Genomic DNA, 17,861 nt, shown 5'->3' on the forward strand with positions numbered 1-17,861 from the left:
GAGGATAATCACATGGCAGTATATGTAAACACAAACTACAGCGCTCTTCAGGGCCAGCGCTACTTAGGTAATGTCCAGAATTCCTTGACGACTACCTATCAAAGGCTATCTAGCGGCATGAGGATCAATAGCGCCAAAGACGACGCTGCAGGCCTCCAGATCGCTGATCGCTTAACAAGCCAGATTAATGGCCTTAACCAAGGCAACCGCAACGCATCTGATGGTATCGCTTTAGCTCAGACAGCTGAGGCAGGCATGGACGAAATCACTGGCATGCTTCAGAAGATCCGTACGCTCGCTGTTCAGGCCAACAACGGTACTAACACTTTAGACGACCGTAAGGCTCTTGCTAAGGAAGCATCTTCTTTAGCAACTGAGATCAGCCGTATTGCAATGCAGACTACATTTGCAGGCAAAACCATCTTAAACGGCAAGCAAACAAACTCTATTGATCCAGCAGCTGGTGGTGGTGGTGCTAATCCTGGTCAGGGCGTAGGTGATCCACAAAGCATTACTTTACAAGTTGGTTCCAACAAGGGTGATACTATTGCCTTCAATCTAGTGAACCTGCAGTTCTCAGCTGCGGCAAAAGGTGCTGGTATTGCGGAAGCTGAATTTGTTGCAAATGCAAATGATAAGTCTTTCGTGAAAGGAACTGGCGGTGCTATCACTGTAAACTTTAGCACTGCTGCATCCGTCAATAATATTATTGGATTCATGGATCAGATGATTGGTTACGTTGATGGTCAGCGTGCCGATTTGGGCGCGATCCAGAACCGTCTTGAGAGCTCTATCCGCAACCAGTCTAATGTTGCTGCTAATGAGGCTGATGCTCGCTCACGTATTCGTGATGCTGATTTTGCTGAAGAGTCTGCAAACCTGTCTCAGCAGTCCATCATTCAGCAAGCAGCTGCTTCCATGCTGATGCAAGCTAATACCCGTCCACAGCTGGGCTTAAGCCTGCTTGGCTAAAACAGTATTGTTGTTTTCTCATTAAAAATGGCTCTGGTGCTGTTTAGCGCCAGGGCCTTTTTTATGTCGTTTTGCTAACTTTGTTTTGACATTAGCGGCATTAGCCGATGGGGAATCGGCTATGTGCAGTTAATTTGTTTTTTTGGTTATGCGTTGTCGACAGAGGTTGGGATTGGAGTGTCAGCAGCGTTAGCTGCAGCAAGTACAGCTTGTGTTGCGGCCTCGTCTGTGGTGTCCATGGCCTCACGACGCTTCTTGAGCTCTTGCATCTCGGCTCGCTGCTCTTTGGAGTAGTATTCTAAGCGGCGGCCATCACGCATGGATACAGGACGTCCTTTACGCATCTCAAGGTAAACTTTGAGCTTGGAATAGTTTTCCTTACGCATGGCGTCTTTGTAAGCCTGCATACGTACGTCAGCTCGCTCAATACAGGCGTGAAGGGTGTCATTTTCGACTTCACCCATGGTTGAACAACCGTAGCCTACGAAGGTAGGCATCATGCCGAAGTTCTTGTTATGCTCATCCATAAATTGCTTGAGCTTCTCGCATAGCTCTTCACACTCGCTAGCATCGCAATTTGGCAGAATAGCTAAGAACTCATCGCCTGCAAGACGCATGATGTCACTTGGACGGGTAATGATAGTGTTTAAAGCCTCAGCTACGGTCAGAAGTAAAATATCGCCATCGGCATGACCAAGCACGTCGTTGATGATCTTAAGACCAGTAACGTCGCCATAAATAACTGAAATTGGATGCTGTGATTCGTCTTGCCAACGAGATAAGTTATGCTGGAAGAATGAGCGATTCTTAAGACCAGTTAAGGTATCGGTATAGAGCATCTGTTTGATATTCTCAAAGTTATCCTGCACAAGGTTAACATCTGAGAAAGTACCAATCATAGAAGTGGCTCTACCATTAGCATCACGATGTACTACTAAACCACGTCCAATAGTCCAAACGTAACTACCTGATTTGTGCTTAAGACGTAAACAGAACTCAAAGCTATCGCCATAAGATGCTGAGTTGATGATATGGTGCTCAATATCCATGATGTCACGATCATCTGGATGCACGATATCATTCCACTCTACCCAGTTTTGAGGGAACTCGCTCTCTTTGTAGCCTAGTAAGCGGCAGTATGATGATGAGAAACGCAGAATGCCAGTTTTACCATCCCAGCTAAAGAAGTCATCCCCAGCGATCTCTCGGGCAATGAAGTCAGAAAATGAGCTACGGGCACAAGCGATATAGCCAGTGGCACGGCACACCTTGCCATCATGGAATCGTGAGAGCACAGAGCCGTTGATTACATACTTTTTGTGGGCATTAGCGCCTCGAGTAATCATTACATCTTCAAAGACAATACCGCCTGTGTCAGTGCTTTCTATGACACGGAAGTAGCGCTCAATGTTCTCCACAGTTAAGCAAGAAAGTACGCGGTTTTCAGGCACCCACTGATTCACTTCAGTAATGCTAAAGATCTCAGCACAGTTGCGGTCTAACATGAAACGTCGCTCTTGGCCATCATAGATCCAAAAGCCAATAGCCTCACCGCCATTATGTAAGTTCGACATATCGCTCATAATAGTGCCCTCAACCTTATTTGTAACTAAACACAAAACTGTCGTTACAAAAGTATCTGTGCTCTGCCTCAGGCTTGCCATTTTCAGTCACTAGTAGTTTTATCTAGTGCTGCGCTAGCTGTTGGCTAGCGTTGCGCTAGTTTTATCTAGTGCTTACGCTAGTGTTTTTTGCTGGTGCTGCGCTAGCTTTTTGGCTAGTGCGGCGCTAGGCTTGGCTAGCGTAAATGGCTTTATGTGTGCACTGAGGTATAGTGCTAGCTGCAGCTAACTATGCTAAACATCGTTGCTATAGCTTTAATGCTCGACAGTTTGCCCCGTAGGATACTGTCTATGTGTGTTGCTAAATATAGACTCACTCTACGCTGTAGTAGAACAACGTAGTCCTTGCTTAAGCGAGGATAATTAACGAAAGAGTTAGCTGCACGCTCTCGTTAAGCTGCATTAATGGCATTAAGTATGTAGAGCTTTTGGGGTATACCCAGTGACTCTTCATTCCTCTAAATGCACACTTGTTTGCATGTGTGAAGTTCAGCTTTCGGTGCAGTTACTGCACTGAATTATTTAATTTTGTCTTTGTAAGCCTCTACTAGCTTACTGGCGTTATCAGAAAGTTCTTGTTGCTCATTAAACTCCGATAAAGCACGGCGATACTCAGCTACATCATCGGTTTCTTCAACATTTTGCTCTAGAGTAGTCAGACTATCTTTTTGTGTGTCGTTATCTTCGGCACGATTTGGATTTGCAAAGGATCGTCTTGAGAAAATTGCACCTTGAGCAGAGCGTGCACTAGCCTTAAGGGCGGAGTTGAGCTCGCGTATGGTGTCTTGCGATGACTGCACTGCAACTTCGTGAGCATCAGAAATACCAATGGTTAAGCTAAACTCTTCCTTTTGATCATCTGTAGCACTGGACTCTTCGTTTTTGCCAAATAAGTCATCTGCTAAAGAATGTCTCTTTGTATCATCTTTTAATACGGTCCCTTGCGACGTACAACTGGGCAGCTCCTTATGCAGATCATCAATTCTTGCACCGTTTGGAGTTTCAATAGTTGATGAATCGTCTCTATCATCTAAGTATTCAAGACGACGGTTGTCAGTAAGATCAATTGGATGACCTAAAGCATTTTCGATGTATACACGCAGATTAGCGTAAATACGTTCACGATGAATGGTCTTATACTCTTGCAATCTTGCATCAGCTCTAGCCTCGCAACGCATGAAGGTATCGCCATCATCAATCTCGCCTAAAGTAGCCACACCAAAGCCAAAGTAGATTGGCAGTGGGAACTCTAAGTTACGATTACGCTCATCAAGATTACATGCAAACTTGTTCATACACAGCTTGCACTCAATGTCAGAGCAGTTAGTGAAAATCAACAAGAACTCATCGCCAGATAGACGAATGACTTCATGATCTAAATGCACGTCATCTCTGAGTAAAGTTGCAGAAATCTTTACTAAATCGTCACCTTTGGCGTGACCTAAGTAGTCATTAATTACCTTAAGACCAGAGATGTCGACATAGCATAGAGTCAGAGGCTGACTCTCTTCCATGGTGAAGTATTTATAACGTGTATTCAGGTACAGACGGTTATGTAAACCGGTAAGCGGATCTTGGTAGATAGAACGCTTTAAACGTTCAAAGTTAGAACGCACCACGTCGATATTAGTGGTAGTTCCAATAATACGAGATGCCTTGCCAGAGCGCTTACGCTCAACTACTAAGCCACGGTCAATTACCCACAGATAAAAACCACCTGAGTGCTTAACACGGTAGATGCTCTCGTAGTAATCGCCATTGTTAACAGTATTGATAACCTCGTTTTGCTTTTTGTAGACCACCAGATCTTCAGGGTGTACGTACTGCTTTATGTACTCTTGTACTGTAGATGGCAAAGGATCATCCACGCCAAGACCCAAGAGCTCTTGATAGCCGTAACCAAAGCTTATAGTGCCTGCATAAGTGTCGATGTCATAAGAGGCGCAATGGTTAACAATGCGGTACAGATACTCCATGAAGTTGCTTTGAATTTGGCAGAAGTATCCTGAGAGCATGGTAGCAATACCTGTCTCATCTCGTTGTACGACAGACGCAGTAATATAAAGACGCTCGCCCTGATGCTGACCTTGATTAATGCGCACATGAGCAGTAATGCTATTGCCCTCAATATCATTAAAGAGGGTAGAGAACACCTTCTCACTATCGAGCAAAGTGAGCTGATTGCGCACCACATCAGCAGGAATCCATTCACCAGTATAGGTTAGCCCCATTAAACGACAGCTACCTTCATCAGCCAAGAACTTATCTGCCACATGGTCAAATAAGAAGAAACAAGGCATGTACAGATTGCGTGAATGGAATGGATTTTTGGTATTAACACGATTGTATGAAAGACCACCAAGCGTATCTAAGCTTGCATGAGTCATCTGAGGCACAGCGTCATGCTCAGCATCAAACTGGGTGCTCTCAAGAGCATTACGCTCTAAACGTGACTGCTTTTCATCCTCAGATTCGCCCTCAGTAATACCGCTCTTACCAGGCTGAATTGGGCCATCAAAGACATAAACCTCAGCAGGCAGAGAAGATGACTTAGCCGCATCAACACCACCTTGTGCCCAGTATGCAGGATCCTCGTGATGAACATCGCTTTCGTTTTTATCTTCTTCAAACTTAGAGCGCTGTACATCTTGCGACTTGTCGCCGCTCACAGATGCATTGTCCGGTGTATTTGGGCAAGAACCGTTATCACGACCTGGATTTAAGGCTTGAATATTATCAATGCACTCTTTAGCGCGGCCATCATGGTCGCCACCAAAGGCATCGTCATATGCAGATTTTGGAACGCCAACTTCGCTATTTGGCTTAGTTGTCGGCTCCTTGCCTACTACTACAGAGCAAGTTGGAGACTGACTTTGGTCACAAGAGGCAAAATAAGCAATTGGCTCATTACTTTCACCATCATTGCCTTGTGATACTGAGCTTTTCACACTAGCATCAGAAATCCCCATAGAGCCATGAGCACCAAAGGCACTTGAGCTAGTATCAATGGCATCTAAGAGCTTGGAGTTTAAGCCAGACTTTAATACTGCAGCGGCTAACTCTTTAGCGCTGCTTAAGATATCAGCATTACGACGTTCATCATTGGCCTGATCCTCACCATCTTGCTCCGAGCGTTCTACTTGCTCGTGTCTTAAGATGGCTAATTTTCTTGCTTTGGCAATGATCTCGTTATACTCATCGTCGGTATGATAGGCAAAAGAATCAAAAGCTTTGAGATCGCTTTGAAGTTGTTCAATACGATCGGCGTCGTTACTTGCCTGCTCGTGAGGATGCAGACGTGACAGGCCGGCAACATTGCGACGCACATTAAAAACCTGTACTGGCTGAGCCATGTGAGCTGCATGCGCTGCACTACCTAAAGCAGCATCATGAGCTTTTTGCTCAGAGGTCTTGGCACTACCTAAAGCAGCATCATGAGCTTCTTGCTCAGAGGTCTTGGCTCTATCTGTAGCTTGAACAGGCTCACTTGTCTTGCTCTTCCATGCAGTAGCGTACTGCAAGGCAGCTTGAGCCGCAGGTCTTACTCCTACAGGTGGACGCTGAGATTGAGGCATAGCAGACCCCCTGACACCGACTGGTGGCATATGGTTGTGAGTAGCACTATGGTTTTGTGAACTTGTTGCTGCACTATCTACTTGATTCGATAACGAAGCGTCGTTGACGTGTTGATGATTTTCTTTAGATGAATTATCTAAAGAACTTAAAGATTGGCTTGTCTCTTGTGGCTGTGCACCTGCTGCATGTGAGGCTGTGGTTTGTTTAGATGCAACAAGCCCACTACCAGATGCTAATGCGCTCTGGCACGACTGTTCTTGAGTGTTCAAGTCGTTATGAGCAGTCATGTCAAATCACCAAATCTGAGCAATCCTTATGTACGTTAATCCCTTGTTTGTGAGGATAGAAACGAGGAGAGCAGCACAAACAAAAGATGCCACTTTTGAGCATCTCAAACATCATTACACGCCTGAATGCATACATTCTTGCTGTGACCTAAAAGCCTTCTACGCAAGTAGCAAAACATCATGAGCACATTCACACTATGCTCATTGCGGCAATGCTTACTAATAAGCTTTACGCGTCTTTTGTATAAACGCTAGATACCACACCGATATCTTTACAATCTAAATTATAACAAGTGTTAGAAACACAAAACGGTAGCAACCTCATATTTTCAAACTGAAATTACACATTTTGTCAAAAAAGCTCAGGCCATAATTAACACTTTTGGTAGATGTAGCTCTCCTGTCGTATTAGCATCACCTTCTAAGCCTTCGCTTTTAGACATCCTTATGCTAGTTGTAGGGCATTTTTATCTTACGTACACAACGCATCAAAAATATTGAATATTTAACACCCACAGTACGCTTAACGTATTGCAAATTTGCTTGAGCTTTTACGATCTTTTAACTCAACTTTTGCTAGCGCAAAATGCTTCATTAGTCTGCTTGAGTACTTAATTTTTTTTGCTATCCTTTTTTGCTACTGTGCTTTTATTGCACACTTGCCGCACCAATATGGCATTGGGGCTTATAATACGCACGATTTGAACTGCACGAGATTAGAGGTGTTTAAGGCGGAGACTTACTATGTGTAAGTTACTTGTCATCGCTTCAATCAGGCACTTGCATTCATTATGGGACGGAACCATGGATTATTTAGATCCAACAACTCATCGCTTTGAGCAGGTATACCTGCTAGTAGACTGCAATAACTTCTTTTGCAGTTGCGAGAGATTGTTTCGTCCAGATCTTGATGGCAGACCGCTATTAGTTCTCTCTAACAATGACGGCTGCGTGATTGCGCGATCTTATGAGTCAAAAGCCTTGGGCATTCCTATGGGTATTGCCGTGTTTAAGATCCGTCGACTCATCGAGCGCCACAAGATCGTCTGCTTCTCCTCAAACTTTTCCTTGTATTTGGACATCTCTAAACGGGTAATGAGTGTCTTAGAGCATTTGTGCGATCACACTGAGGTGTACTCAGTGGATGAGGCTTTTTTATGCTTTCACAATATCACCGAAAAGGAAGCCATTGAGCAGGCGGTAAAAGTACGTAATGCTGTCTCATCCATGGTCGGCATTCAAGTGGGTGTTGGTATTGCGCGTACCAAAACTTTAGCCAAACTTGCCAACCACCATGCCAAAAGTAATCGTAACGAAACCTATGGTGTTTACTCGGTGCTGCAAGACTTTGATCGTATGGAGCTTTTACGTAACAACACCATTGATGAGATCTGGGGTGTTGGTCATCGGCTCAATGACAAATTGCAAGCTGAAGGAATTAAGACTGCATGGCAATTGTCCATGCAAAACCCTGCGGATATCAAAAAGCGCTATAACATTGTGCTGATGCGTACAGTCAACGAGCTCAACAACATTGCTTGCGTACCTGATGAGGCCAATACCAATGACAGTCTGCAGATCATGTGGTCGCGATCTTTTACTAACCGCTTAACTACACTTGAAGAGCTTGAGCAGGCCTTAACCAATTTTGTGGCTGCAGCAAGTCATAAGCTTCGTGCCCAAAACAAATACGCCCGTCGTATCACTGTATTTATACGCACCTCTTACTTTGGCAATGATCCTAAGTATGGAGCTGATCGCAGTGCTGAGCTTAAGATCCCCACCTCTGACACTCGTGACATTAACTCAGTTGCACAGTATTTGTTAAAGCTTATTTTTGTACCAGGCTACAAATACAACAAGGCTGGCGTGCTCTTATCTGATCTACGCACTAATCGCAATTTCCAAACCGATCTACTCTCTGAGACTCCTGATATGGACGAAAGACAGAGATCAGATAATCTGATGGAAGCAATTGACCGCATCAATCATGGCGGCCACTCGCGTAACATTTTCTTTGCCTCACAAGGCATTGAGAAAGACAAAACTTTCTCGAATAAAAACGCCCTCTCCCCTTGCTATACCACCGATTGGGACGATGTTCCGGTAATTGAGTAGCACATACAATCATCAACTGCTCATAAGAGCACTGCTAACGCTTATTGGTCTTAAGTTAAATGCACAAAGATGGATGGTGCTAAGCTAAGGCTATTTTTTGAGGCGTAGACTTGCAACTTTAGTGATAAGCGCATAGCTGCTTTGCTTGTAACTGTTAGTCATAACTTACTGACCAAGTAATGTGCGCTAGCTAAAAAGACTGAGAACATTATGTGTTACAGGCCGCTTTTTTGCGGCATAATAAAAAACTGACTGCTCAAAAAGTGCATACTTGCGGGCATTATTTTGCACTTGCACACTATGCAAGACTCATCATGCTAGATGGCCGATAAGATTGACTCATGATCTTTTTATACTTTGGCCCATCACAAGCTTTATTAAGAATATAACTTGGAACTAATATGCTAGCTAAGATCCTGGATTTCATTCCTGCTCTGGCCTTCTTCATAACTTACCGCGTAACTGGCGATCTCATTTTGGCCACTGGCGTAATCATCGCTGGCTGTACTATGTCATTTGTACTGCAGTATATTCTGTGGAAGAGAAAGTCCCGCATCGGTATATTCATGCTAGCTGCCGTACTGATTTTTGGACTTCCAACTATCTTCTTGCAAGATCCAGCCTACATTAAGCTTAAAGTAACCGTAGTTAACTGGGTATTAGCCTGCACTCTATTTGTCTTCCAATATGTGCTGCACAAAAATCCACTGTCATACCTTTTTGGCCAGGAGATGCCAATTCCTGAGCATATCTTCTCTAAACTGGCCACAGCATTCATGTTCTATTTTATGTTCATGGGTGCATTAAACCTCACTATCGCATTCTTCTTACCAACTCTCTTTGGTATTGAGGAAAAGGTTGCAGAGTCATATTGGGTTAGCTACAAGACCTTTGGTAGCATCTTAATCAACTGCACCTTCACCGGCATTCTGTTCTTTGTCATGATGCGTCGTTATCCTGAAATGCTCGATTCATTCAAGGAGACCGCAAAGGCCAAGATGTCTTCTGGCCGCACTGAACAAAAGAATGACGCTACCGATTCTGAGTTTGAGTCTGAGCGTAATAGCTAAAGTATTGGCTCACTCTCATTTGTCACTCATCCATCCTTCCTTAAGCCGAGCAGCTATGCTGCTCGCGCTTATCTTACAAGCCTCAAGCTCTGTTAACTGCTCCTAATCCTACCTCTTCCTCGCTCAAAGCTCTTGCTCTTACATTCGCTATTTAGCCTCGCGCTTACATTGCATATTGATCTGCGAACCACTTTTTCACATCAATCATCATAGATTACATATCGCTGTGGTTGCTTTCTATAACTCTTCTTCAAGTTCGCTGTGACTTAACAAACCATGTCTTTATAGGCCATAGCATAATCTTGTTTTATGCGCTGGGTTTCTGAGCGTGCGATGGTTGGATTTTAGATAGATATGAACAGGCTTTGTCGCTTTATATTACACAGAATGTCTCTTAGTCGTTTTAGTATGGCATAATGAATAAATCATAATTTTACAAGGATGCTCCTATGCCAGACATGAACTACGGCAACATCAAGTATGCCATCATCCCCGTCGCTGGATTAGGTACTCGCCTGCTTCCTGCTACTAAGGCTATTCCAAAGGAAATGCTGCCATTAGTAGATCGCCCATTGATTCAATTTGTGGTCAATGAGGCTGTAGCTGCCGGTATCAAGAACATTGTTCTGGTTACACACTCCTCTAAGAATGCTATTGAAAACCACTTCGATACCTCATTTGAGCTTGAGGCCACCTTAGAAAAGCGTGTTAAGCGTCAGCTCTTATCTGAAGTGCAGAACATCATTCCAAAAGATGTCACCATCATGCACGTGCGCCAAGGTGAGGCAAAAGGCTTAGCCCATGCCATCATGTGCGCTCATCCAATTGTGGGCAAAAACCCATTTGCTGTGCTGCTACCTGATGTGATCTTAGATAGCCACTTAAGTGACTTAAGCTCTGAAAACTTAGCAGCTATGGTTAAGCGCTTTGAAGAGAGCGGTATTGCACAAATCATGGTGGAGAAAGTGCCACACGAGGAAGTATCTTCCTACGGTATTATTGATATCGGCGGTGCTGAGCTCAACCCAGGTCAAGACGTGCCGATTAAGAGCATGGTTGAAAAGCCTGCCATTGATGAGGCTCCATCTGATTATGCCTCTGTTGGCCGTTATGTGCTGCCAGCTGAGATCTGGCCTTTATTTAGACGTACTCCATTAGGCGCTGGTGGTGAATTCCAGCTTACCGACACTATCGATCTGTTAATGAATATTGAGACAGTCAATGCCTATGCTGCAGTTGGCAGAAGCCATGATTGCGGTAATAAGACTGGCTATGTTGAAACTTTCATTGAAGTAGCTTTGCGCCATCCAGATATTGGTCCAGCTATTAAGAGCTACATTAAGAAAATTGCAGCAAATCTCTAATAGACAATGTTCTGGCACTTAAACACAGTGTCTCAAGCTGCTCAAAATTTAGTGAGCCTTGAATAATAGGCTCACTATGAATACCTTGCACTTAAAAAAATTACGCCCTCACACGCTTAAAAGCTTCATAGCTAACATTAAAACAAAGCACAGCAGGCTTTTGAGTCATAGTAGTTGTTTGTTCATGCACCTTGTTTAGTAGTACAAAGTGCACATATGTCATGTGCTATTGATGTATATTTTTACGCCCATACAGTGTGTTAGAACAAGAGGTGCTCTTGCGTCCTTGTTGTTATGGTAAATCACCAATTAGCTTGGGTTTGCATAATTTGGATTGTAGTTTTTTATGACAGCATCCACGAATAAGACAAACTTTGCGCAAAATTTAGATGCGTCAAAAGTATCAGTCTCATCAAAAACTACTGATAAGCCTCGAGTCTTTAGTAACATCACCCGTTTGATTGCACATAAGATTGGATGTGAAAGAACAAGTGATGATAATAGCTCTGGCCTTGATCATTTGGGCTTGGTCATCAATGATACTGCCTCAAGTTATGGCATGTTCATTAACAGCGGCTACAACCAAAATCTGCACGGTACACGAGGCTACGCCAACCAAGGCGATGAAATCTCTACAGCATCTAAGCTTAAGGGCTATGTTGCTATTTGCATTAATGCTCTGCCACAAGAGTTCCACGAGAGCGCTTATGAAAAAACTGTTTTAGATGGCGCTATTAACCTTAAAGACAAGTGCATTGCTCCACTTTTGCACACCTTGCTGCTACCTTTTGATGAGCATGATGGCATCACCATTTCACCAGAGGCACGTAGGATCATTAATGATCGCAATATCGATGTGCCATTAAAGATTCAGCTCATCGACAAAAAGACACAGCGCCCGCTCAATAATGTCCTGCACAACCTTGCACTTAGCAAGCTTGCTAATGAGCATGATGATGGCCATGCCTACTCCAATGGCAATACATCCTCTAACGGCAATGCCAGCTCAAACGCTAACGCTAGTGTATGCAACAATGCCAATGCCATTGATGAAGGCCGTAGCGACGCATCTAATGAGCACTGTCGTACTGTCGATGATCTTGCTATTAGTAGCATTGATGTATTGGACCTATCTAAGAGTGGTCATCTAGCACTATATTTTGATTACTCGGTCTTTGGTCAAGAGCAACGTATTGGCTATCGACATGCTCGTCGTGGTTCAACTGTAGTTCCTGAGATCGCTGCTTTAGATGAGCATGACACTACCCATCTTTCTTATTTTGATGAACATGTGCATGACCATCAATCCATCTTTGATGAGCTTTTGCACGTTGAGCATCATGATTTTGCATCTGATGAGATTTACAGCCGCTATATCGACATAGTGCGCTCGCTCATGGCTGATGAAAAGATGCATTTTGCCAATGAGGCACGTCGTAATCAAACTAAGCGTGAACAAGATAAAAACAGCAGCTATACAAGCAAATTACTAAAGCTTTCTCTTGGCAATCATAATCCTAGCAGCATTGATAGCACTTTTAAGTACTTTAGCGAGCTCGGTTACTTCTTAACTGCTATCCCTGAAAAGTTGCGTATTTATGCAGGCAACAGCCTCACTGAGCAACACTTGCATGTCACGGATTTTGGTATTGATTGCAATGATAGATATACCGATCATTTAGTACTTGATAGCTCTATTAGAACACCACTGTATCACTACACAGAGCTGTTTTATCGCAAGGCTATTGTCGAGCAAACTGAGTCACAGCGTATGTGTGACTTTTACTTCCGCCTACACTCGGATATTGGCAATATTTTCAGCCCACAAGAGCATGCGTCAGCATTAGCAGTTAAGCGCCTCTTAAAGCTTCATAGAGATACTGACTATGTTGCTCTAAAATCCGGCGCAATAAAATCACAAAACTTTGCTTTAGATGCATACATCTCTGTCTACACCCAAGTAGCCACTCAGATGATGTATGAGTACATCTTCAAGCACATGCACAAGAACACCGCTACACATAGCGATGATGAGACTATCGATTGCTCACTACAAGCAAAGATCGCCATTAGCTCCTCCTCAGCTAATCATGGTAAGAGCTACATTACTCCTTTGTGCGCACCAAGCTTACTTGATGATGAGCAATGCTGCTTAGTACTTGGCAAGAGTACTGTACTCGTGCTTGAAAAGATGCAAACTGAGTACGCAAGCTCCTTATGTTTTGATGCGCAAAAACGCCGCGCAGGACTAGAGCTTTTATGTAATCTTATTTTTACTGGCTGTAGCTGTGGTCATCTAATATTTCTGCTTTCTGCCTTCTCTGTATCTCATATGTACTCAACTTTAGATACAGGTATTTATAGAGGTGCCTTTGAAGGCAGTCTGTTCTTTAAAAAAGAGTACGCCTCACTGTGTCTCTTGCAAGTCCTCTTGCAAAGCGGCTTTAACTTGATGAGAGCCCATCCTTTCCTGGTTAACTTCTTACTTAAGGACGCATATAAGGATCCTCATACTCCTGTAAATCCATTCCATGCCACTACCAAGCTTAGATGCATGGAAGCTTTGGTTAAGCGTAGCCATGCTCATGATGATGAGGTCATCAAACAGTATGCCTATGAACTCAATGCTCAAGGACAAGCGTATAAAGACTACTTTTGTGCTGACAGAGAAGTGGCCATTGCATGTGAGTACCAGCTAGAGGGTTTAAATGAGGCAGAACTTTTAGAGTTAAAGACTCTTGATGAGAGCGATGATCTCTATGCCATGACTTTTGGCATTGCTGCTACCAAGTTCTTCTCATACCGTAATAAGCCTATCTACGATCTTACTGAGCTACATGAGAAGAACGAGCTTAAAAGCTATATTCAAACAGAGGTAGTACGTCGTTCTCTTATCGACAAGAGTAACTATGCACGCTACTACATGTCTAAAGAGCTGCATCGTCATCAAGCCCTGTATGCGCTGCAAAGACAAGGTTATGAGTGCGATATTGAAGACGGTGCATTTTTGGACATCAACTCAACTGAATTTGACAGACTTGAGAAACTAAAGTGCCAAGCTCTCACCTGCTCGATTGATCTCATTACACGACTCTTGTCTTTCACTGGCGATATGCGCTTTTTAAGCGGACTTAAAGATCGTCACCGCCTCGTTGTAATTAGAAATTATCTAGCTTTAAAACAAAACACTTATATACACTACGATGTTAACCATGTAAGTGTTTTAAGCTGCTTTGCCGAAGAATTAGAAAGACGTAAGTTTACGGACTCTCTATATAAGTCCTTAGACAAGTACGCATCAAGCAAAACAAATTCTGACTTTGCTATGCATCCGCTACTTCATCCAGCTATTGAAAGGCTTGATGAGTTTATGATGCTTGCTCTCAAACGAGAAAAGATTCTTACCAAAGGCAATCTAGGAGAGATAATTAAGCAGTCGCTCAAGCTGTACGAGAAAAACCACGCGACCTATCGTAACGTATTAGCGCTCATAGCTAAATTTGTGGTGCTTGATAAACGCTTGATGCGTTACCGCATTATCAAAGAAGGCACCTTAGCGCTATTAATGCCACATAGCTTCTCGGATTTAAGAGAGCTTTTAGATAGCTCTGTAGGATATTTCAATCGGCCAAAAAGCGACGCAGAACAAAATGATGGCGACACTCAGTATGGTTGCTATCGTGGCGATCTACCGCTCTATCCATATAACGCTAAGGCCCGTGCGTCTTCATTTGCCTACTATGCAGATGAGTTTGAGTATATCTACAAACCTCCGATGCATAGCAAGCTGAGCTTGTCGTATATTAAATCCGTAGACCGTCTACTCTATGTGATTGGCTGCGACTTTATCTACAGACACGGTGTTTTCTCAGAATCTTTGATCCACTCTGACTTAGCCTTTAAGACCGCCATGCTGTTGTGCAATATCAGCTGGGCAGCACCTCTTGCCCGTATGGCTGGTGAGCTTAACGAACGTCAAAAATCATTGCGCCTGACGCAAAGACGTATCCTCACGGAAGTCTTTGATATCTACAAAGATCGTTTACGCGGCTTAGATATTGCCAACATTATGCTTGCTTGTGACGATCGTGATACCGTCAAGTTACTAAAAGAAGATAATATCCACGAGTACCTTAACTCTCTTTGCTATTACTATGGTGCAAGCAGCCGCAATCAAGGTTCATCAGCTCAAAGCGACTTTGCTAACAAGCAGTCTCATAAAGAAGAGCTGCACATTGCCTACAAAAAGCCGCCAGAGCTCGTCACTAGCTCAAGTAACGAGCAAGACATCACTAGCTCAAGCAAAACCACCAGCGCAAAACCTCAAGCTCAAGACACAGCTTCAGGCACAAACACAGCCAAGAGCGTAAAAGCTGCTGCCCCAAAATCACAGAGTGAGTTTAGCTATACCACTAAGAACAGTGATTCATACTTTAACTATGATGATCCGCTCTCAGGTTCATTTGACTCGAGTTCAAATAGTTTTAGCTCCACTCTTTCTTTAGGCCCAACACTGACCTTAGGCACCAAAGAGCAGCACAAGAGCCAAGAGCAAGAGACAAAAGCTAAGGACCAAGAACCATCAAGCCTACTCAGCTCTAATGAAGGCTCCACACTGATCCTAACTCCAGTTAGCAGCCTCGCTCTTGAGCCAGTCTCCACTGAGAGCTCCGATTCAGTTAAGCCTCTAACAGAGCGTTTTAAAAATCACAATCCGTTTAAGGATCTTCCTGACGATGATGAGGAAGATAACAGCGATCTTGTTGACGCCACAGAACAAAGCTCCTCTGAGCCATCATCTACCAAAGAAAGTGATACCGCTAAGTCAGACTCATTAGATGCAGATACATCTATCGAAACTGAAGTAACAACCAATGCCGATTACACATTCAAAGTAGAACAAGACACTGCCTCCGACGAGGTTGCTACTAATTCAGATACTGCTAATGACGCTGCAGATGCTACTGAAGTTGATACCTCGAATGAGGTATCTGATGAGACTGACCTTGATGCAGCCGTTGAAGCTGAAATAGCTGCCGCTGATGAGACTGAACTCAATGCTGCAGTTGAAGCAAAAGTAGATTCCTCTGATGACACTGAACTCGATGCTGCAGTTGAAACTGAAGTAGATGACTCTAATGATACTGAACTCGATGCTGCAGATGAAGCTGAAGTAGATGCCTCTTATGAGACTGAACTCGATGCGGCAGTTGAGACTGAAGAAGATGTCTCTGATGAGGCTGAGCTTGATGCTGCAGTTGAAGCTGAAGTAGATGACTCTGAAGAGACTGAACTCGATGCTGCTGTTAAAGCTGAAGTAGATGCCTCTGATGAGACTGAACTCGATTCTACAGCCGAAGCTGAAGAAGATGCCTCTGATGAGACTGAACTCGATGCTGCAGTTGAAGCTGAAGTAGATGACTCTGAAGAGACTGAACTTGATGCTGCAGTCGAAGCTGAAGTAGAGTTTGCAAATGAGAATGAAGACGCGGCCGAAGCTGAACAGGTTGCATCTGATGACGATATCACTACCGATGCCAAGTTAAACGCAGCTGAGGATGAGGACTTTATTGATGCTGATTTAGATGAGGCTAAATTAGATGTCTCTGATAATGTATCTGATGAGTCTGAACTTGATACAGCCGATGAAGATCTAGCTAATGACGATGACGCTGTCGAAGCTGAACCAGATAGTGACGTTGAAGTTAATTGTGCAGATGACAATGCCTCCATTGAGGATGACTTCACTGTAGCTGAAGCTGATGTTGAGGCTGACGATACGGCTGATGACGTCTCTAGTGTCGAGACTAGATTAGATGAATTTGAGGACGATGCTGCTATTGAAGCTGAGGCACCTTTCATTGAGGACTTAGATGACTCTCAAAGCTTTGCTGATGAGAATCATGAGCTCTTTAATAATGATGATGAGGAAGCTGATGAGAGCTTAGATCTCAGCGCTAGCGATGATAAGTTTGATGATTCTGAGGATGAACTTGATGATGTAGATGCTGAAGATGAGCTCGAGGATGAGGAAGACTTTGCTACTTTAGCTGAGCAATACTTAATCAAGTTTAGTAAGCAGCGCTATAAGAAGGCCATTATCTTAACAGTCTTAGGCTTTGATGCCTTCTTTAAGTTCTATAAGTACAGAAGACGTTTTGCAACTGAAGAAGACTCTATTAAGCTTTGCGCTACAGCCTGCTCACATTTGATCAATAACGAGCTTGAGTACTTACATGAGCTGTTAACTGTGAAGCTTAACGAAACTCCTGATCTTGGCTTAGACATCACTTTCTTCAAATCAAATGATGATGAGTCGTATGAAGAGAGTAATGATGCAGCTGATGATGCCGATGCTGACTTAGCTAAACTTTCAGCTAAGCTTGATGAGGAGCCTAAGAAAGCTTCAAAGAATAAGAAAGCTAAAAATCCGGCTGAAAGAGGTCATAGAGACATCATGTTCTATGACTACGACAACAATGACTTTGCTCTGCTACAAAGAGACTTTAGGTTCTTCTTTGATGTCTTAGTTGAACAGACCTCTAAGTATCTGAGCAAAAAAGACCTCATTAGCTACTACTCGCTTACTGAGCAAGATAATAAGCTCAAGCAATACCTTACGGATCAATCTGACTTACAAGAGATTTTTAATAGCTTAATGCCTAGTCAGATAACTTATATCCTAAAGACAGTAGTAAACAGCTAATTGTGCGTAGATAGCGTTGGTCGCTAGAGTTTCAAGCACTGACTTGAACTTGCTAGCTTTATCGATCACAAGCTTGTTATTGCGCTGATTATTGATCACAAGCTCGATGCTTGTGATCAAGTGTCACGATGCATTAGGTTAGCTGT

The 17,861-nt window shown here is 43.4% G+C and carries 7 protein-coding genes; 5 read left to right on the forward strand and 2 right to left on the reverse strand.

Going from position 1 to position 17,861, the window contains the following annotated elements; all coding sequences use genetic code 11:
* The first annotated feature begins 12 nt into the window (after positions 1 to 12).
* Positions 13 to 972 carry a flagellin N-terminal helical domain-containing protein gene (locus H524_RS0101325; RefSeq protein ID WP_027938934.1) on the forward strand — a complete coding sequence of 320 codons (960 nt, stop codon included), beginning with the start codon at positions 13 to 15 and terminating at the stop codon, positions 970 to 972.
* 146 nt (positions 973 to 1,118) lie between these two features.
* On the opposite strand, the gene H524_RS0101330 is transcribed toward H524_RS0101325, so the two are convergent.
* Positions 1,119 to 2,555 carry a sensor domain-containing diguanylate cyclase gene (locus H524_RS0101330; protein WP_027938935.1) on the reverse strand — a complete coding sequence of 479 codons (1,437 nt, stop codon included), beginning with the start codon at positions 2,553 to 2,555 and terminating at the stop codon, positions 1,119 to 1,121.
* A 557-nt stretch (positions 2,556 to 3,112) separates the two neighbouring features.
* Positions 3,113 to 6,457, reverse strand: a complete 3,345-nt coding sequence (locus tag H524_RS0101335; protein ID WP_027938936.1) for a sensor domain-containing diguanylate cyclase — start codon at positions 6,455 to 6,457, stop codon at positions 3,113 to 3,115.
* An 804-nt stretch (positions 6,458 to 7,261) separates the two neighbouring features.
* Between H524_RS0101335 and H524_RS0101340 the strand changes: the two genes are divergently transcribed.
* The 4 genes from H524_RS0101340 to H524_RS0101355 all read left to right on the forward strand — a co-directional run bounded on the left by H524_RS0101340 (position 7,262) and on the right by H524_RS0101355 (position 17,715).
* Complete coding sequence (locus tag H524_RS0101340) at positions 7,262 to 8,575, forward strand: Y-family DNA polymerase (RefSeq protein ID WP_027938937.1); 1,314 nt, start codon at positions 7,262 to 7,264, stop codon at positions 8,573 to 8,575.
* A gap of 401 nt (positions 8,576 to 8,976) precedes the next feature.
* Entirely contained in the window at positions 8,977 to 9,645 is a 669-nt protein-coding gene (locus H524_RS0101345) for an inner membrane-spanning protein YciB (RefSeq protein WP_027938938.1), read from the forward strand.
* 449 nt (positions 9,646 to 10,094) lie between these two features.
* Complete coding sequence (galU, locus tag H524_RS0101350; protein WP_027938939.1) at positions 10,095 to 11,009, forward strand: UTP--glucose-1-phosphate uridylyltransferase GalU; 915 nt, start codon at positions 10,095 to 10,097, stop codon at positions 11,007 to 11,009.
* Between the two features lie 346 nt (positions 11,010 to 11,355).
* Complete coding sequence (locus H524_RS0101355; RefSeq protein WP_027938940.1) at positions 11,356 to 17,715, forward strand: hypothetical protein; 6,360 nt, start codon at positions 11,356 to 11,358, stop codon at positions 17,713 to 17,715.
* Positions 17,716 to 17,861: the final 146 nt, after the last annotated feature.

Origin of the sequence: Anaerobiospirillum succiniciproducens DSM 6400 (assembly GCF_000482845.1) — a bacterium.
Classification (GTDB): Bacteria; Pseudomonadota; Gammaproteobacteria; order Enterobacterales; family Succinivibrionaceae; genus Anaerobiospirillum; species Anaerobiospirillum succiniciproducens.